Genomic DNA, 16752 nt, shown 5'->3' with positions numbered 1-16752 from the left:
CGAGCCCTTATGGGAAGTGCCGGGCGCCATGGCGCCCGATTCAGCGGCAGAAGAAAGGGAAAACTCAGGCCGGCTCGAGCCAGCTCTCGGCCAGCGCGGCCCAATAGGCGGCGCCGGTCAGCAGGATGTCGTCGTTGAAGTCGTAGCCGGGGTTGTGGACCATCGGCCGGGACAGGCCATTGCCGATGAACAGGTAACTGCCGGGGCAACGCTGCAGCATCCAGGCGAAGTCTTCGCTGCCCATCAGCTTGCGCGTGTTGCCGTCGACCGCCTGCTCGCCCAGCAGCGCCACCCCCACCTGGCGGGCGAACTCGGTCTGCTCCGGGCTGTTGACCAGCACCGGATAGGCCGGGCGGTGTTCGATGCTGGCCGAGCAGCCAAAGCTCTGGGCCTGGGTGTGGATGATCGCCTTGACCCGTTCGAGCATCTGCTCGCGCACCGGCGCGTTCAGCGCCCGCAGGCTCAGGCGCAGCAACGCCTGTTGCGGAATGACGTTGGCCGCCTCGCCGGCCTGCAGCGCACCGACCGTCACCACCGCCGCCTCCTGGGCATCGATGTTGCGCGCCACCACGGTTTGCAAGGCCATCACCACACTGGCCGCGGCCACCAGCGGATCGACCGTCAGGTGCGGCATCGAACCGTGCCCGCCCACGCCTTCGAGGGTCACGGTGAGCAGGTCCTGGGAGGCCATCATCGGCCCCTGGCGAAAGCCCAGGTGGCCGGCCGGCAGCCCCGGCATGTTGTGCATGCCGAACAGCGCATCACAGGGGAAACGCTCCAGCAGGCCATCGGCGAGCATCGCTTCGGCGCCACCCTGGCCTTCTTCGGCCGGCTGGAAAATCAGGGTCAGGGTGCCCTCGAACTGGCGCGTGGCCGCCAGGTAGCGCGCCGCGCCGAGGAGCATGGCGGTGTGGCCGTCGTGCCCGCAGGCATGCATGCACCCACTGTGGCGGCTACTGTAGGCCACACCGCTGTTCTCGACGATCGGCAAGGCGTCCATGTCGGCGCGCAGGCCCAGCCGGCGCGGGCTGTTGCCATTGCGCAGCACACCGACCACCCCGGTCTTGCCAATACCGCTATGCACCTGGTAGCCCCATTCCTCCAGGGAGCGGGCGACCAGCGCCGCGGTGCGGCTCTCCTCGAAACCGAGTTCGGGGTGGGCGTGGATATCCTGGCGCACGGCGCGCAGGTCGCTGGCGACGTCGTCGAGCCAGGCAAAGATATGCGGGAAACGGGTCATGACGTATCTCCTTGGCCGGGTGTAATCCCGTTCTTTTTTTCGGAGCGTCTCACGGTGCAGCAAGGCGTGATCGCGGCGTGCCCTCAGATAACCGCGAGCCGTCGCCTGCGACAATCAAATGTGGTTCCACAGGGTGGAACCTTGTGCGGGGAGCCTATAAGCACGGGGGCTGGCAGCCCCGGGAAAGGATTACCGATCTTTGCGCGACGCCGTTCAGGGCTCCAGTCGACAGCCCTGGCGTTCGCTCAGCCAGACAGCGCTGTGGCTGCGTCCCAGGCCGCTGGCGCTCACCCGTTTGTGCTCGGCATCGTCTCGCAGACTTTTGAGTGGCAGGTACTGCTGCACATAACCTTCGCAGTACTCGGCGGCGTTATGCATCACGTAGCGGCAGGAACAGTACTCCTTGGCGCTGTAGGCGCTGAGGATGTCCGGGAAGGCCCGCAGCGCGACCCGCTCGTGCCAGCCCCAGCCGAACAAGGCCAGCAGCGCCAGCAACAGCAGGCTGGCGAAGGGATGGCGCACGACCCACGGACGCCGGCTCATGGCTGCACCTGCCGGGCAAAGGCCGCCTGGGCCAGTTTGAGCAGCTCGTTGTGGCTATAGCTGCCGTCGCGGTCGTCGGCATAACGCACGATCACCAGCCCGGCGCCGGGGATCACGTACAACGCCTGCCCCCAATGGCCCAGCGCCGCGAAGGTATCGGCCGGTGCGTCCGGCCAGGGCGATGGAGCGCCGCCGACGGCGCGATTGAGCCACCAGTGGCCGCCAGGCACCAGCTCGTCCTGGTTCGCCTGATAACCGGCGAACGGCGTGCGACTGAATTCTACCCAGTCCCTGGGCAACAACTGGCGCTCACCCCAACGCCCATCGCGCAACATCAACAAACCGACCCGCGCCAGATCGCGGGCAGTGAGGTAGGCATAGGAGGAACCGACGAAAGTGCCGGTGGCATCGCTTTCCCACACGGCGTGGGTAATGCCCAGGGGCTCGAATAGCGCCTGCCAGGGATAGTCGGCATAACGCTGGGCTCCCAGCATGCCTTTCAGGGCCGCCGACAGCAGGTTGCTGTCACCGCTGGAATAACGAAACACCTGCCCCGGAGGGCTGAAGGCCGGGTGCTCGGCGGTAAAGGTCGCCATGTCGCCGTGGCCGCGGGTGTAGAGCATGGCCACCACCGAGGACTTGAGTGGCGCGTACTCGTAGTCCTCCTGCCAGTCCAGGCCCGACGCCCAGTGCAACAGGTCGGCCAGGCTGATGTCCGGGTGCTGGCGCAACGCCGGAAGGAAGCGGACAGCCTTGTCCTGCAACTGGAAACGCCCTTCGCCATAGGCCACGCCCAACACCGCGGCCAACAGGCTTTTGCTGATGGACCAGGTCAGGTGCGGGGTGTCGGCACTGGTCGGGTGGGCGTAACGCTCATAGATCAACTGGCCGTCGCGGATCACCAGCAAGGCATCGCTGCGGATGCCCAGGCGGGTCGCCTCGTTGCGGGGTGCGAAGGCGTAGGCCTCCAGCGCCTCGAGGGCCGGGCCGCTGGCGGCGGGGCCCTTGCTCCATTGCGCAGCGGGCCAGTTCTCGGCCCAGGCCGGGGGGAGCATGAATAGCAGCGCAAGCAGCAGGGTCGAGCCTTTGAGCATGGCGGGAACTCGGGCAAGGGAACCCGCTGAGGGTAGACCAGGGAGATGACAGTTTTTGTCCGGCCGGCGCTCCCGCGACTCCCTTCTATTTATATGGCCAGCGCCTTGGCCAGGCGTTTGCTCCGCGCCCCCGCCGCCAGGTCCAGCACCGCCCGATCGCGCTTCCACAATTCGGCCCACTCCGGCGGGCCATCGGCAAAGGCTTGCTCAAGGGCCGGCTTGAGCCCGTCGAACTGGGCGAACAGGCCACCCAGCAACACATGCCCACTGCCCAGCGACGGATTCTGCCGGCTGACTTCCGCGCAACCGGCGAGCAAGGCCAGCAATTGCAGGAGCAGGGTCTGCGGCCAGTCGTTGTCCTGGCCGACGCCATACAGCCAGGCCGTCATGGCGCTGAGTACATAGATGTCTTCCAGGGTGCGGAAGGGTTTGACGTAGGCATCCCAACCGTCGCCCGCCAGCAGTTCGCACAGGGCGTTATCCAGTTGCAGGCGGCCGTGGCTGATGTCCGGCATCAACGGGATCGCCGGCAGCTTGTCGACCTTGACCCCGGGCTCGCCGGCGTAGACCACCGCCAGGCTCAGGCGCGGCGATTCGCCTTGGGCCTCGCAGCGGGCGGCGATCAGCAGCCAGTCGGCAGCATCGCCCGCGGTGACGAAGTCCTTGCACCCGCTCAGGTGCAGGTCCCGCAGCCGAGTCTGCATGTCAGCCGGGCGCAGGCTGCGCTGCTCGGTGGCGCACAGCGCGCCCAGGCTCAGCGGCGCGCTGGGCCAGAGCATGCGCAAGGCCGCCTGGTAGCCCACCAGGAAGGCCAGCCCCGGGGTGGCCATCAACCGCCCGCCGCGCACCGCCAGCTCGAAGGGCGTCACCGGCCCCAGCTCCTGTAACAACACGGCATAACCCTCGGCCAGGTCCGGATGGGCGGGCAGTCGGCGACGGCTGTGCAGCAGGGCTTGCCAGGGCATAAGCGGGTCCTCAGGGGCTGTCATATAAGCATCACCAAAGCTTCATGGCGATGACACCGGGGCTACATAGCCTGACTTTGCACAACAAAGTCGATCGGCTGCAACCCAAGGCGGGTCAGTGGCCCGCACGGAGATTCACAATGACTCAGATCGCCCGCATCAGCGACACCGGCAATGAACGCCGCCTGCAAGCCGAGCGCCTGGTTGGCGCCGCGGCCCTGCAAGAAGCCCAGGCCCTGCGCTTCAACGTCTTCAGCGGCGAGTTCAACGCCAAACTGAAAGGCGCTGAGCTGGGTCTGGACATGGATGACTATGATGTCCACTGCAGCCACATCGGCGTGCGTGACTTGAACAGCGGCCGCCTGGTCGCCACCACCCGCCTGCTCGACCACCAGGCCGCCAGCAGCCTGGGACGTTTCTACAGCGAAGAAGAATTCAGCCTGCACGGCCTAGTCCAACTCAAGGGCCCGATCCTGGAAATCGGCCGCACCTGCGTCGACCCGGCCTACCGCAACGGCGGCACCATCGCCGTGCTCTGGGGCGAGCTGGCCGAAGTGCTCAACCAGGGCGGCTACAGCTACCTGATGGGTTGCGCCAGCATCCCGATGCAGGACGGCGGCGTGCAGGCCCACGCGATCATGCAGCGCCTGCGCGAACGCTACCTGTGCACCGAACACCTGCGCGCCGAACCGAAGAACCCACTGCCGAACCTCGACCTCCCGTCCAACGTCATCGCCGAGATGCCGCCGCTGCTCAAGGCCTATATGCGCCTGGGCGCAAAGATCTGCGGCGAGCCGTGCTGGGACCAGGACTTCCAGGTGGCCGACGTGTTCATCCTGCTCAAGCGCGACGAGCTGTGCCCGCGCTACGCCCGTCACTTCAAGGCGGCTGTGTGATGCGCCGGCTACGGGTCTACGGGCGCATCGCCCGCGTGCTGCTGGTGGTGGCGCTGGGCCTGAGCATGGCCTGCGTGTTCGGCGTGTTCGAGCGCCTGGGCATCGCCAATTCCATGGTCCGGCGCCAGCGCTGGTCGCGCTTTTTCATGGCGCGCCTGAGCAATGCCCTGCCCTTCGGTGTGACGGTGCACGGCGAGTTGCCCAAGCAGCCGATGCTCTGGGTCAGCAATCACGTGTCCTGGACCGATATCCCGTTGCTCGGCGCGCTGACGCCGCTGTCGTTCCTGTCCAAGGCCGAAGTGCGCACCTGGCCGGTCGCCGGCTGGCTGGCCGCCAAGGCTGGCAGCCTGTTTATCCGCCGTGGTTCGGGCGACAGCCAGTTGATCCGCAAGCAGATGACCCGCCATCTGCAGCAGACCCACCCGCTGCTGATGTTCCCCGAAGGCACCACCACCGACGGTCGCAGCCTGCGCACCTTCCACGGGCGCCTGCTGGCCAGCGCCATCGAGGCCGGCGTGGCGTTGCAACCGGTGGCCATTCGTTACCTGCGCGATGGCGATATCGATCCGCTGGCGCCGTTCATCGGCGACGATGATTTGCTGTCGCACCTGATGCGCCTGTTCGCCAACGACCAGGGCCGGGTGGAGATCCATCTGCTCAAGCCGATTGCCTGCCAGGGCCAGGAGCGCGCCGCGTTGGCGTTCCAGGCGCAACAGGCAGTGCAGAAGGTCCTGTTTGGCAATATCGCCCAGCCAGCCGAACCACGGCGTGCCGGCGACCTGATCGCTGCCTGAGCCTGGAGGAGCCGGCCTGCCGGCTCCTACCGCGGCTGCATATGTTGCGCGGCAAACGCCTGCAACTGCGGGTAGAACACCCGGAAGTCCTCGCTCAACGGCTGATACAGCCGCTCCAGCTCGCCCATAGCCGCCGCCAGTTCTTCCGGGCGGGACAGGCGCCGGGCAATCCCCCGCAATACCTGCTCCAGCACCTCGAACTCGCGGTAGGAACCCAGCCAGTCATGGGCGGCCATATGCGGCGCGATCTGCGCCAGGCGCCCGGGTAACCGGGGTTCGGCCGCCAGCACCCGGTACACGTCCGAAGTAAACAATTCCAACGGCCGGTCGGCATAGAACGCCCAGTCCCGGGCCAGGCAGTGGTCGAAAAACACGTCCAGCACGATGCCGGCGTAACGTCGGCGGGTCAGGGAAAAACGCGACAGCGATTCGCCCACCAGCGGATGGCGGTCGGTAAAGATATCGATGCTGCGGTGCAGCTGGATAGCCGCCTCGATCTCCGGGTCGAACTGGCCCTGCAGGCGCCCTTTGACGAAGTCGCCGTACAGACTGCCGAGTAATTGACCGGGGCGCTGGCCGCCGAGATGCAGATGTGCGAGATAATTCATTCGCGCAGCTTAGCACCGCGCCTCACATATCGTTATAACCCGATATACCGATTAACGCTGATCTCAGATCAAAATCATATTGGTATATCGCGAAATAGCGATTTAAAGTTCGCCTCATCGCGATATAACGTTTTACGGAAAACGAGCACCGCCATGTCCATCGACCTCGACGAAATAATAAAAGCCCTGGCGCACCCAGTACGACGAGACATCCTTATCTGGCTCAAGGACCCGAAGGTCCAGTTCCCCGATCAGACCCACAACCACGAGTACGGCATCTGCGCCGGACAGATCGACCAACGCTGCGGCCTGTCGCAGTCGACCGTCTCCGCGCACCTGGCGACCTTGCAGCGGGCGGGCCTGATCAGCAGCCAGAAAGCCGGCCAATGGCACTTTTTCAAACGCAACGAGGATGTGATCCAAGCCTTCCTCGAAGCGCTCACCCAAGAACTCAGCAGCAGACGCTGACAAGGACCCGACAATGCCCCTCTCGCTCCTCATCCTGGCCTTGAGCGCCTTCGCCATCGGCACCACCGAGTTCGTCATCATGGGCCTGCTGCCCGATGTGGCGAACGACCTGGGTGTGTCGATCCCCGGCGCCGGCTGGCTGGTGACCGGCTACGCCCTGGGCGTGGCCATCGGCGCGCCCTTCATGGCCCTGGCCACCGCCAGGCTGCCGCGCAAGGCCGCCCTGGTAGCGTTGATGGGGATTTTCATCGTCGGCAACCTGCTGTGTGCGCTGGCCAGTGACTACAACGTGCTGATGTTCGCCCGTGTGGTCACCGCCCTGTGCCATGGCGCCTTCTTTGGTATCGGTTCGGTGGTCGCGGCAGGCCTGGTGCCCGCCAACAAGCGTGCCTCCGCCGTGGCCCTGATGTTCACCGGCCTGACCCTGGCCAACGTGCTCGGCGTACCGCTGGGCACCGCCCTGGGCCAGCAGGCCGGCTGGCGCTCGACCTTCTGGGCGGTGACCGTGATCGGCGTGATTGCCCTGATCGGCCTGATCCGCTTCCTGCCGGCCAAGCGCGACGAGGAGAAGCTCGACATGCGCTCGGAACTGGTCGCCCTCAAGGGCGCCGGGATCTGGCTGTCGCTGAGCATGACCGCGCTGTTCTCCGCCTCGGTGTTCACCCTGTTCACTTATGTCGCCCCGCTGCTGGGCGAGGTGACCGGCGTCTCGCCCCAGGGCGTGACCTGGACCCTGGTGCTGATCGGCCTGGGCCTGACCCTGGGCAACATCATCGGCGGCAAGATGGCCGACAAAAGCCTGTCGGGAACCCTGGTCGGCGTGCTGATCGTCATGGCCGTGACCAGCTCCGTGCTGACCTGGACCAGCGTCGCGCTGATCCCCACCGAAATCACCCTGTTCCTCTGGGCCACCGCCTGCTTCGCCGCGGTGCCAGCCTTGCAGGTCAATGTGGTGACCTTCGGCAAGGCCGCGCCGAACCTGGTGTCCACGCTGAACATCGGCGCCTTCAACATCGGCAACGCCCTGGGCGCCTGGGTCGGCGGCAGCGTCATCGCCCACGGCTACGGCCTGGTCAACGTGCCGCTGGCGGCCGCCGCGCTGGCGATCCTGGCCCTGCTGGTGACGCTGATTACCTTTCGCCAGGACGGCAACGCCGATCTGGCTCCTGCGACCAACTGATACGTTCATCTAAAGAAGGGTGTATTCCATGACGACTATTTTCGATCCGATCAAACTCGGCGACCTCGAGCTGGCCAACCGCATCATCATGGCGCCGCTGACCCGCTGCCGCGCCGACGAAGGCCGCGTACCGAACGCGCTGATGGCCGAGTACTACGTACAACGCGCCTCCGCCGGCCTGATCCTCAGTGAGGCCACTTCTGTGACCCCGATGGGCGTCGGCTACCCGGACACCCCGGGCATCTGGTCCAACGACCAGGTGCGCGGCTGGAGCAACGTGACCAAGGCCGTTCACGGCGCGGGCGGCAAGATCTTCCTGCAACTGTGGCACGTGGGCCGGGTTTCCCACCCGAGCTACCTGAACGGCGAAGCGCCGGTCGCCCCAAGCGCCATCCAGCCCAAGGGCCACGTCAGCCTGGTGCGCCCGCTGGCCGACTACCCGACCCCGCGCGCCCTGGAAACCGCTGAAATCGCCGATATCGTCGACGCCTACCGGGTCGGCGCCGAGAATGCCAAGGCCGCTGGTTTCGACGGTGTGGAAATCCACGGCGCCAACGGCTACCTGCTCGACCAGTTCCTGCAAAGCTCCACCAACCAGCGCACCGACCAGTACGGCGGCTCCCTGGAAAACCGTGCCCGCCTCCTGCTGGAAGTGACCGACGCCGCCATCGAAGTCTGGGGCGCCGGCCGTGTCGGCGTACACCTGGCGCCACGGGCCGACGCCCATGACATGGGCGACGACAACCTGGCCGAAACTTTCACCTATGTCGCTCGCGAGCTGGGCAAACGCGGTATCGCCTTTATCTGCTCCCGCGAGAAAGAAGGCACCGACAGCCTCGGCCCGCAACTGAAAGAAGCCTTCGGCGGCCCGTATATCGCCAACGAACGTTTCACCAAGGACAGCGCCAACGCCTGGCTGACCAGCGGCAAGGCCGATGCCGTGGCCTTCGGTGTGCCCTTCATCGCCAACCCGGACCTGCCGGCCCGCCTGAAGGCCGATGCGCCGCTGAACGACGCGCGTCCTGAACTGTTCTATGGCAAGGGTCCGGTCGGCTATATCGACTACCCAACGCTGTAAGGCGCTTCAATTAAAAAGCCCCGGACTCGCGAGAGCCGGGGCTTTTTAATGCGCGTTCACCTGTAGGTGGGCCTCGATCAGTTGCGTTGGCGCTGGCCCCAGGCCACGGCCAGGCCGCTGAGGCAGATCACCGCGATCCCGACTATGGCGAAGCTGTCCGGGGTGTGATCGAAAATCAGGTAGCCGTACATGCCGGCGAACAGTATCTGCCCGTAGCTGAATGGCGCCAGCATCACCGGCGCGGCATGGCGGAAGGCCTGGGTCAGCAACAGGTGGCCGAGCATGCCGCAGGTGCCGAGGCCGATCATGAACAAGGCGTGCCACAGGGTCGGCGTACTCCAGAAGAACGGCAGCGCCGCGCTCATGATCAGGCTGTTGAGAATTCCGGTGAGGAAGTTGCTGGTGGTAGGGCTGTCGACCCCGCTGAGCTTGCGGGTGAGCAACTGATAGAAGCCGAAACACAAGGCCGAGCACAGCGGCAACAGGATCGCCGGGCTGAACAAGGCGCCGCCCGGACGAATCACGATCAAGACCCCGACGAAACCGGCCAGCACCGCCAGCCATTGGCCGCGGGTCACCCGCTCGCCCAGCAGCGGCACGGACAAGGCGGTGACCAGCAAAGGCGCGAGGAAGTTGACCGCGGTGGCCTCGGCCAGGGGGATATAACGCAGGCCGGTGGTGAAAAACAGGCTGGTGCCGATCAGGCACAAGGCGCGCAACAGTTGCAGGCCTGGCCGCTTGGTACGCACCACCGCGGAAAAACCGCTACGCGGCACGAACACCACCAGCATCAACAGCGTGTGCACCACATACCGGGCCCAGACCACCATGACGATGGGGTAGAACCCGGACAGGTATTTGGACAGGGTGTCATGACTGGCGAACAGCAAAACCGCCAGGCAAATCAGTGCGATACCTTTTACCGGTTGCTCGGCGCCCTTGTAAGCCGCGGTACTTACACTCATTCACACACCCGCAACAATTTCCCTACAAAATACGTAGCTCGCTATCTATCAAGATAAAGTCGCCACGTATATAAAGGCATCCCGGTGAGCCGTGACGAATGAAACATCGCGTTTTATAACGCGCAAACGTTGACATCTGCCGACGTAATTCCGCATTTTGTCTCAATTACGCAGGCTGGGACTCAGGCGCAGCATGTCCAATCCGGTATCGATCCAGCGCTCCGCTTCCTTATGGAGTTCGAAACTGTCCGGCGCCAACAGCCACTGATAAAGAATGCCATCAATATAGGCATGGATGCTGATGGCCGCCCGGGCAGTATCGAGGTTCTCGGGCAGTTGTCCCCGCTTCACGGCATTGCGCAACCCCAGCTCGATATGCACGTTGCAATCCAGGCTGGCCGCGCGACGCTGGCGCCGCATGTCGCACATTTCATCGGTGATTTCGCACTTGTGAAACAAAATCTCATTAATGCGTCGGGTTTTCGGGTCCAGGGCAATTTGATGAAACAAATGAATCAACAGCTTGCGCATGCACCCCAGCGGATCGACTTCCTCTTCGTCTTCACTGGCCCTGGCCATTTCATTCAGCGGCTCGCGCAAGGTATCGAGCATGGCCTGCACCAGATCCGCCTTGTTGCTGAAATGCCAGTAAATGGCTCCACGCGTGACACCGGCCAACGCCGCGATATCGGCCAGGGTGGTACGCGCCACACCGCGCTCGTAGAAAGCTTTTTCGGCCGCCTCGAGTATCTGTTTGCGGGTTTCTTGAGCTTCCTCTTTGGTACGACGGACCATGGCAGTAAACCTCGATCAGGATGTTTCAGCGATGCATGAAGCTCATCTGAATAAATATGGAACGGCATCTCGAGTGCCGTTTACTCAGCCTACAATTCAACGTTTGCAACGGCTTTTGTAACCGAATGGGTACGCCGCCAAGGTATTTACAAACAACCATGAACGTAAGTATATTCCTTAGCAAGCTACTTATCCACTCAGCACTCGTTTTTTACCCTTCCACTTTTCGAGTGCGCATTTTGCGCGCCTGACCGAGGATCTTCATGCAACTCAAGCCAGCTGTTACCGCTCTGGTCACTGCCGTCGCCCTGGCATCGCTGCTCAGCGGATGTAAAAAGGAAGAGGCGGCTCCCGCCCCACAAGCCCCTCAGGTCGGCGTAGTCACCCTGCAACCTCAAGCCTTTACCCTGACGTCCGAGCTTCCAGGGCGCACCACCGCGTTCCGGATCGCCGAGGTCCGTCCTCAGGTCAACGGCATCATTCTCAAGCGCCTGTTCAAGGAAGGCGGCGACGTCAAGGAAGGTCAGCAGCTCTACCAGATCGACCCGTCGGTCTATGAGTCGACCCTCAAGAGCGCCCAGGCCAATCTGCAATCGACCAAGTCGATCTCCGATCGCTACAAGCAACTGGTCGACGAACAGGCCGTAAGCCGCCAGGAATACGACACCGCCGTCGCCAACCGCCTGCAATCGGAAGCCGCGCTGCAGAGCGCCCAGATCGACCTGCGCTACACCAAGGTGCTGGCGCCGATCTCCGGGCGTATCGGCCGTTCTTCGGTCACCGAAGGCGCATTGGTCAGCAACGGTCAGTCCACCGCCATGGCAACCATCCAGCAACTCGACCCGATCTACGTCGACGTCACCCAGTCGTCGGTGGAACTGCTCGAGCTGCGCCGCGAGCTGGAAAGCGGTCGCCTGCAGAAGGCCGGCGACAACGCCGCCAAGGTCAAGCTGACCCTGGAAGACGGCAGCCAGTACAAGCTCGACGGCAAGCTGGAGTTCTCCGAAGTGTCGGTCGACGAAACCACCGGTTCCGTGACCCTGCGCGCGGTGTTCCCGAACCCGGAACACACCCTGCTGCCAGGCATGTTCGTGCACGCGCAACTGCAGGCCGGCGTGAATGCCGCGGCGATCCTCGCCCCGCAACAAGGCGTGACCCGCGACCTCAAGGGCACACCGACCGCCCTGGTGGTTGGCCCGGACAACAAGGTTGAACTGCGTCAGCTCAAGGCCAGCCGCACCGTTGGCAACCAGTGGCTGATCGAAGACGGCCTGAAGGCCGGTGATCGCCTGATCACCGAAGGGCTGCAATTCGTCCGACCTGGCGTCGAAGTCAAAGCCAGCGAAGCGACCAACGTTCCAGCAAAAAACCCGGCCACTGCACAGGCAACTAACAAAGCTGCAGGCGGCAAAGGGGAGTAAACCATGTCGAAATTTTTTATCGACCGTCCGATTTTCGCCTGGGTAATCGCCCTGGTGATCATGCTGGTCGGGGCTCTATCGATCCTCAAATTGCCGATCAACCAATACCCGAGCATCGCGCCTCCAGCGATCGCCATCTCCGTGACCTACCCAGGCGCTTCCGCACAGACCGTGCAGGACACCGTGGTCCAGGTCATCGAGCAGCAGCTCAACGGTATCGACAACCTGCGTTATGTGTCCTCGGAAAGTAACTCCGACGGCAGCATGACCATTACCGCGACCTTCGAGCAGGGCACCAACTCGGACACCGCGCAGGTTCAGGTGCAGAACAAGCTGAACCTGGCCACCCCGCTGCTGCCGCAAGAAGTACAGCAACAGGGTATCCGCGTGACCAAGGCGGTGAAGAACTTCCTGTTGGTGATCGGTGTGGTTTCCGAGGACGGCAGCATGTCCAAGGACGACCTCTCGAACTACATCGTCTCCAACATGCAGGACCCGATCTCGCGGACCGCGGGCGTGGGTGACTTCCAGGTGTTCGGTGCCCAGTACGCCATGCGTATCTGGCTCGACCCGGCCAAGCTGAACAACTTCAACCTGACTCCGGTCGACGTGAAGAACGCCGTGGCGGCGCAGAACGTCCAGGTGTCGTCCGGCCAGATCGGTGGTTTGCCGGCCCTGCCAGGCCAGCAACTGAACGCCACCATCATCGGCAAGACCCGCCTGCAGACTGCCGAGCAGTTCAAGGCGATCCTGCTGAAGGTCAACGCGGACGGCTCGCAAGTGCGTCTGGGCGACGTCGCCGATGTCGGCCTGGGGGGTGAAAACTACTCCGTCAGTGCCCAGTTCAACGGTGCCCCGGCTTCCGGCCTGGCAGTGAAACTGGCCAACGGCGCCAACGCCCTGGACACCGCCAAGGCCCTGCGCAAGACCATCAGCGACCTGGAACCGTTCTTCCCGGAAGGGATGAAAGTGGTATTCCCGTACGACACCACCCCGGTGGTGACCGAGTCGATCAAGGGTGTGGTTGAAACCCTGGTCGAAGCGATCGTGCTGGTGTTCCTGGTGATGTTCCTGTTCCTGCAGAACTTCCGCGCCACCGTCATCACCACCATGACCGTTCCGGTGGTGTTGCTGGGTACCTTCGGCATTCTCGCGGCCGCCGGGTTCAGCATCAACACCCTGACCATGTTCGGCATGGTGCTGGCCATCGGCTTGCTGGTGGACGACGCCATCGTCGTGGTGGAAAACGTCGAGCGGGTAATGGCCGAGGAAGGCCTGTCACCCAAGGAAGCGACCAAGAAATCCATGGGCCAGATCCAGGGCGCCCTGGTCGGTATTGCCCTGGTGCTGTCGGCGGTACTGCTGCCAATGGCGTTCTTCAGCGGTTCCACCGGTGTGATCTACAAGCAGTTCTCGATCACCGTGGTCTCGGCCATGGCCCTGTCGGTCCTGGTTGCCCTGATTTTCACCCCGGCCCTGTGCGCCACCATGCTCAAGGCCATTCCCCACGGCGAACACGCTGCGCCGAAACGCGGCTTCTTCGGCTGGTTCAACCGTACCTTCGACCGCAGCGTCAAAAGCTACGAGCGTGGCGTGGGCAACATCCTGCGGCACAAGGCGCCTTACCTGCTGGCCTACGTGCTGATCGTGGTCGGCATGATCTGGCTGTTCGCCCGTATCCCGACTGCGTTCCTTCCGGAAGAAGACCAGGGCGTACTGTTCGCCCAGGTACAGACCCCGGCCGGTTCCAGTTCGGAGCGGACCCAGGTGGTAGTCGATGAAATGCGCGCCTACCTACTGGACAAGGAAAAGGACACCGTGGCCTCGGTCTTCACCGTGAACGGCTTCAACTTCGCCGGTCGTGGCCAGAGCTCGGGCATGGCGTTCATCATGCTCAAGCCGTGGGACGAACGCTCCGTGGAAAACAGCGTGTTCAACCTGGCCGCCCGGGCCCAGCAACACTTCTTCAGCTTCCGCGATGCGATGGTGTTCGCCTTCGCTCCGCCGGCGGTACTGGAGCTGGGTAACGCCACCGGTTTCGACGTGTTCCTGCAGGACCGCGCCGGTATCGGCCACGAGAAACTGATGGAAGCGCGCAACCAGTTCCTCGGCATGGCGGCACAGAGCAAGATCCTGTCCCAGGTGCGTCCGAACGGGCTGAACGACGAACCGCAGTACCAGCTGGAAATCGATGACGAGAAGGCCAGCGCCCTGGGCGTGACCATCTCCGACATCAACAACACCTTGTCGATTGCCCTTGGCAGTAGCTACGTCAACGACTTCATCGACCGCGGTCGGGTGAAGAAGGTGTACATCCAGGGTCAGCCTAACGCTCGCATGAGCCCCGAGGACCTGAAGAAGTGGTACGTGCGCAACAGCGCCGGGACCATGGTGCCGTTCGCCTCCTTCGCCAAGGGCACGTGGATCTACGGTTCGCCGAAACTGGCCCGTTACAACGGCGTGGAAGCGGTGGAAGTCCTGGGTGCCCCGGCACCGGGCTACAGTACCGGTGAAGCCATGGCCGAAGTCGAAGCCATCGCCAAGAAGCTGCCGGCCGGTGTCGGTATCTCCTGGACCGGCCTGTCCTACGAGGAACGCCTGTCGGGCTCGCAAGCGCCTGCGCTGTACGCCTTGTCGCTGCTGATGGTGTTCCTGTGTCTGGCGGCGCTGTATGAAAGCTGGTCGATTCCGATCGCGGTCATGCTGGTGGTGCCGCTGGGAATCATCGGTGCGCTGATGGCGACCAGCCTGCGCGGCCTGTCCAACGACGTGTACTTCCAGGTGGGGCTGTTGGTGACCATCGGTCTGGCGGCGAAAAACGCCATTCTGATCGTCGAGTTCGCCAAGGAACTGCACGAACAGGGCCGCAGCCTGGTGGATGCAGCGATCGAAGCCTGCCGCATGCGTCTGCGTCCGATCATCATGACCTCCCTGGCCTTCGTGCTCGGTGTGGTACCGCTGGCCATCTCCACCGGCGCAGGCTCGGGTAGCCAGCATGCGATCGGTACCGGGGTAATTGGCGGTATGCTCACCGCGACTGTCCTGGCGATATTCTGGGTACCTTTGTTCTTCGTCACCGTGTCCTCGATGAGCCGCCGCAAGGCAATCGAAGCGCAAACTACCGAAACTCCTGAAGAGGCTGGCCAATGAGCAAGTCGCTACTCTCCCTCGCAATCACCGCCGCCGTGCTGAGTGGTTGCTCGCTGATACCGGATTATCAGCAGCCGCAAGCGCCGGTCGCGGCGCAATACCCGCAAGGGCCGGCCTATTCGCCTGCGGAGGCTGCCAACCAGGCAGCCGCCGAACAGGGCTGGCGGCAGTTCTTCCATGACCCTGCCCTGCAGCAGCTGATCCAGACCGCTCTGGTGAACAACCGCGACCTGCGGGTCGCGGCGCTGAATATCGACGCCTATGCCGCGCAGTACCAGATCCAGCGCGCGGACCTGTTCCCGGCGATTTCGGCCAACGGCAGCGGCAGCCGTCAACGCACCCCGGCGCGGATGTCGCAGACCGGTGAAGCGGCCATCTCCAGCCAGTACTCGGCAACCCTGGGTATCAGCGCCTATGAGCTGGACCTGTTCGGTCGCGTTCGCAGCTTGAGCGAGCAGGCCTTGCAGACCTACTTCTCCAGCGAAGAAGCCCGGCGCAGCACGCAGATCAGCCTGGTGGCCAGCGTGGCCAACGCCTACCTGACCTGGCAGGCCGACAAGGAACTGCTCAAGCTGACCCAGGACACCCTGGCGGCCTACGAGGAGAGCTACCGCCTCACCTCGCGCAGCAACGAAGTCGGCGTGGCCTCGGCCCTGGACCTGAGCCAGTCGCGGACCTCGGTGGAGAACGCCCGGGTGCAATTGGCGCGTTATACCCGCCAGGTGGCCCAGGACGAAAACAGCCTGACCCTGCTGCTGGGTACCGCGATCCCGGCCAACCTGCCGAGCCCGCAACTGTTGTCGGCCGACCTGCTCAGCGAGTTGCCGGCCGGCCTGCCGTCGGAACTGCTGCAACGCCGTCCGGACATTCTCGCCGCCGAGCACAACCTGAAAGCCGCCAACGCCAGTATTGGCGCGGCACGCGCGGCGTTCTTCCCGAGCATCAGCCTGACCGCCAATGCCGGGACCTTGAGCCCGGACATGGGCGGCCTGTTCAAGGGTGGCTCGGGCACCTGGTCGTTCGCGCCGCAGATCAATATCCCGATCTTCAACGCCGGCAGCCTGCGCGCCAGCCTGGATTACTCGAAGATCCAGAAAGACATCAATGTGGCGCAGTACGAGAAGTCCATCCAGACCGCCTTCCAGGAAGTCTCCGATGGCCTGGCCGCACGTCAGACCTACAACCAGCAGTTGCAGGCCCAGCGTGACTTCGTCAACGCCAACCAGGACTACTACCGCCTGGCCGAGCGTCGCTACCGCATCGGTGTCGACAGCAACCTGACCTTCCTCGACGCCCAGCGCTCGCTGTTCAGCGCGCAGCAAGCGTTGATCACCGACCGGCTTGCGCAGTTGACCAGCGAGGTCAACCTGTACAAGGCCCTGGGTGGCGGTTGGAACGAGCAAGGTTCGCAGAAAGTGGAAGTGAGCAAAGAGGCACCGCCACTGAAGCTGTTCTGAGTGCATGACGCTTGAAAAAAGCCCACCTCCCGGTGGGCTTTTTAATGGGTCGAAGACGGCCGTCACTTGTGTTCGTTAATCGCCCAAAACCCGCCAAG

The 16752-nt window shown here is 63.7% G+C and carries 15 protein-coding genes; 8 read left to right on the top strand and 7 right to left on the bottom strand.

Annotated elements, in window-relative coordinates; translation table 11 throughout:
* Positions 1–64: 64 nt before the first annotated feature.
* From H0I86_RS06685 to H0I86_RS06670, 4 genes are all read right to left on the bottom strand, one after another.
* The gene (locus H0I86_RS06685) at positions 65–1240 is read right to left on the bottom strand and encodes a M20 aminoacylase family protein (RefSeq protein ID WP_180924457.1); all 1176 of its coding nucleotides are present in this window, start codon (positions 1238–1240) and stop codon (positions 65–67) included.
* Positions 1241–1453: 213 nt separating this feature from the next.
* Positions 1454–1783: an amidase gene (locus H0I86_RS06680; RefSeq protein WP_180924456.1), complete on the bottom strand. Its 330-nt coding sequence runs from the start codon at positions 1781–1783 to the stop codon at positions 1454–1456.
* The gene (locus tag H0I86_RS06675; protein WP_180924455.1) at positions 1780–2877 is read right to left on the bottom strand and encodes a serine hydrolase domain-containing protein; all 1098 of its coding nucleotides are present in this window, start codon (positions 2875–2877) and stop codon (positions 1780–1782) included. Before H0I86_RS06675 ends, H0I86_RS06680 begins: the two co-directional genes overlap by 4 nt.
* Positions 2878–2966: 89 nt before the next feature.
* A complete protein-coding gene (locus tag H0I86_RS06670; protein ID WP_180924454.1) occupies positions 2967–3842 on the bottom strand; it encodes an acyl-CoA dehydrogenase family protein in 876 nt (291 codons plus the stop codon).
* Between the two features lie 140 nt (positions 3843–3982).
* Here H0I86_RS06670 and olsB point away from each other — a divergent pair, with 140 nt between their 5' ends.
* Together olsB and H0I86_RS06660 are read left to right on the top strand one after the other, a co-directional pair.
* The gene (gene olsB, locus H0I86_RS06665) at positions 3983–4738 is read left to right on the top strand and encodes an L-ornithine N(alpha)-acyltransferase (RefSeq protein WP_114759865.1); all 756 of its coding nucleotides are present in this window, start codon (positions 3983–3985) and stop codon (positions 4736–4738) included.
* Positions 4738–5532, top strand: a complete 795-nt coding sequence (locus H0I86_RS06660) for a lysophospholipid acyltransferase family protein (protein ID WP_180924453.1) — start codon at positions 4738–4740, stop codon at positions 5530–5532. Before olsB ends, H0I86_RS06660 begins: the two co-directional genes overlap by 1 nt.
* Before the next feature lie 26 nt (positions 5533–5558).
* Here H0I86_RS06660 and H0I86_RS06655 read toward each other — a convergent pair whose 3' ends face one another.
* Positions 5559–6140 (bottom strand): acyl carrier protein phosphodiesterase, encoded by a 582-nt coding sequence (locus tag H0I86_RS06655; protein WP_081362488.1) that lies wholly within the window; start codon positions 6138–6140, stop codon positions 5559–5561.
* A gap of 153 nt (positions 6141–6293) precedes the next feature.
* Between H0I86_RS06655 and H0I86_RS06650 the strand changes: the two genes are divergently transcribed.
* From H0I86_RS06650 to H0I86_RS06640, 3 genes are read left to right on the top strand one after another with little or no spacing between them, the layout of a single operon-like run.
* On the top strand, positions 6294–6608 hold the full coding sequence (locus tag H0I86_RS06650) for an ArsR/SmtB family transcription factor (protein WP_009047418.1): 315 nt from the start codon (positions 6294–6296) through the stop codon (positions 6606–6608).
* 13 nt (positions 6609–6621) lie between these two features.
* Positions 6622–7788, top strand: a complete 1167-nt coding sequence (locus H0I86_RS06645) for an MFS transporter (protein WP_180924452.1) — start codon at positions 6622–6624, stop codon at positions 7786–7788.
* A 28-nt stretch (positions 7789–7816) separates the two neighbouring features.
* A complete protein-coding gene (locus tag H0I86_RS06640; RefSeq protein ID WP_180924451.1) occupies positions 7817–8866 on the top strand; it encodes an alkene reductase in 1050 nt (349 codons plus the stop codon).
* Between the two features lie 77 nt (positions 8867–8943).
* Here the strand turns inward: H0I86_RS06640 and H0I86_RS06635 are convergent, their stop codons facing one another.
* Both H0I86_RS06635 and emhR read right to left on the bottom strand, forming a co-directional pair.
* Complete coding sequence (locus tag H0I86_RS06635; RefSeq protein ID WP_180924450.1) at positions 8944–9831, bottom strand: DMT family transporter; 888 nt, start codon at positions 9829–9831, stop codon at positions 8944–8946.
* 162 nt (positions 9832–9993) lie between these two features.
* Entirely contained in the window at positions 9994–10626 is a 633-nt protein-coding gene (gene emhR / locus H0I86_RS06630) for an efflux system transcriptional repressor EmhR (protein WP_009047414.1), read from the bottom strand.
* A 263-nt stretch (positions 10627–10889) separates the two neighbouring features.
* On the opposite strand from emhR, the gene emhA reads away from it, so the two are divergent.
* From emhA to adeC, 3 genes are read left to right on the top strand one after another with little or no spacing between them, the layout of a single operon-like run.
* Positions 10890–12047 (top strand): efflux RND transporter periplasmic adaptor subunit EmhA, encoded by a 1158-nt coding sequence (gene emhA, locus H0I86_RS06625; RefSeq protein WP_180924449.1) that lies wholly within the window; start codon positions 10890–10892, stop codon positions 12045–12047.
* Positions 12048–12050: 3 nt separating this feature from the next.
* Positions 12051–15197 (top strand): efflux RND transporter permease subunit EmhB, encoded by a 3147-nt coding sequence (emhB, locus tag H0I86_RS06620; protein WP_180924448.1) that lies wholly within the window; start codon positions 12051–12053, stop codon positions 15195–15197.
* The gene (gene adeC / locus H0I86_RS06615) at positions 15194–16654 is read left to right on the top strand and encodes an AdeC/AdeK/OprM family multidrug efflux complex outer membrane factor (protein WP_180924447.1); all 1461 of its coding nucleotides are present in this window, start codon (positions 15194–15196) and stop codon (positions 16652–16654) included. The genes emhB and adeC overlap by 4 nt, the downstream gene beginning before the upstream one ends.
* Positions 16655–16752 lie beyond the last annotated feature (98 nt).

It is taken from the genome of Pseudomonas chlororaphis subsp. aurantiaca (genome assembly GCF_013466605.1).
Taxonomy (GTDB): Bacteria; Pseudomonadota; Gammaproteobacteria; order Pseudomonadales; family Pseudomonadaceae; genus Aquipseudomonas; species Aquipseudomonas chlororaphis_I.
This window is presented reverse-complemented; position numbering and strand designations above follow the sequence as displayed.

What these genes read in the sequence shown, in the direction of transcription:
- H0I86_RS06685 (WP_180924457.1), bottom strand. Translation starts at nt 1,240, where the DNA reads ATGACCCGTTTCCCGCATATCTTTGCCTGGCTCGACGACGTCGCCAGC.
- H0I86_RS06680 (WP_180924456.1), bottom strand. Translation starts at nt 1,783, where the DNA reads ATGAGCCGGCGTCCGTGGGTCGTGCGCCATCCCTTCGCCAGCCTGCTG.
- H0I86_RS06675 (WP_180924455.1), bottom strand. Translation starts at nt 2,877, where the DNA reads ATGCTCAAAGGCTCGACCCTGCTGCTTGCGCTGCTATTCATGCTCCCC.
- H0I86_RS06670 (WP_180924454.1), bottom strand. Translation starts at nt 3,842, where the DNA reads ATGCCCTGGCAAGCCCTGCTGCACAGCCGTCGCCGACTGCCCGCCCAT.
- olsB (WP_114759865.1), top strand. Translation starts at nt 3,983, where the DNA reads ATGACTCAGATCGCCCGCATCAGCGACACCGGCAATGAACGCCGCCTG.
- H0I86_RS06660 (WP_180924453.1), top strand. Translation starts at nt 4,738, where the DNA reads ATGCGCCGGCTACGGGTCTACGGGCGCATCGCCCGCGTGCTGCTGGTG.
- H0I86_RS06655 (WP_081362488.1), bottom strand. Translation starts at nt 6,140, where the DNA reads ATGAATTATCTCGCACATCTGCATCTCGGCGGCCAGCGCCCCGGTCAA.
- H0I86_RS06650 (WP_009047418.1), top strand. Translation starts at nt 6,294, where the DNA reads ATGTCCATCGACCTCGACGAAATAATAAAAGCCCTGGCGCACCCAGTA.
- H0I86_RS06645 (WP_180924452.1), top strand. Translation starts at nt 6,622, where the DNA reads ATGCCCCTCTCGCTCCTCATCCTGGCCTTGAGCGCCTTCGCCATCGGC.
- H0I86_RS06640 (WP_180924451.1), top strand. Translation starts at nt 7,817, where the DNA reads ATGACGACTATTTTCGATCCGATCAAACTCGGCGACCTCGAGCTGGCC.
- H0I86_RS06635 (WP_180924450.1), bottom strand. Translation starts at nt 9,831, where the DNA reads ATGAGTGTAAGTACCGCGGCTTACAAGGGCGCCGAGCAACCGGTAAAA.
- emhR (WP_009047414.1), bottom strand. Translation starts at nt 10,626, where the DNA reads ATGGTCCGTCGTACCAAAGAGGAAGCTCAAGAAACCCGCAAACAGATA.
- emhA (WP_180924449.1), top strand. Translation starts at nt 10,890, where the DNA reads ATGCAACTCAAGCCAGCTGTTACCGCTCTGGTCACTGCCGTCGCCCTG.
- emhB (WP_180924448.1), top strand. Translation starts at nt 12,051, where the DNA reads ATGTCGAAATTTTTTATCGACCGTCCGATTTTCGCCTGGGTAATCGCC.
- adeC (WP_180924447.1), top strand. Translation starts at nt 15,194, where the DNA reads ATGAGCAAGTCGCTACTCTCCCTCGCAATCACCGCCGCCGTGCTGAGT.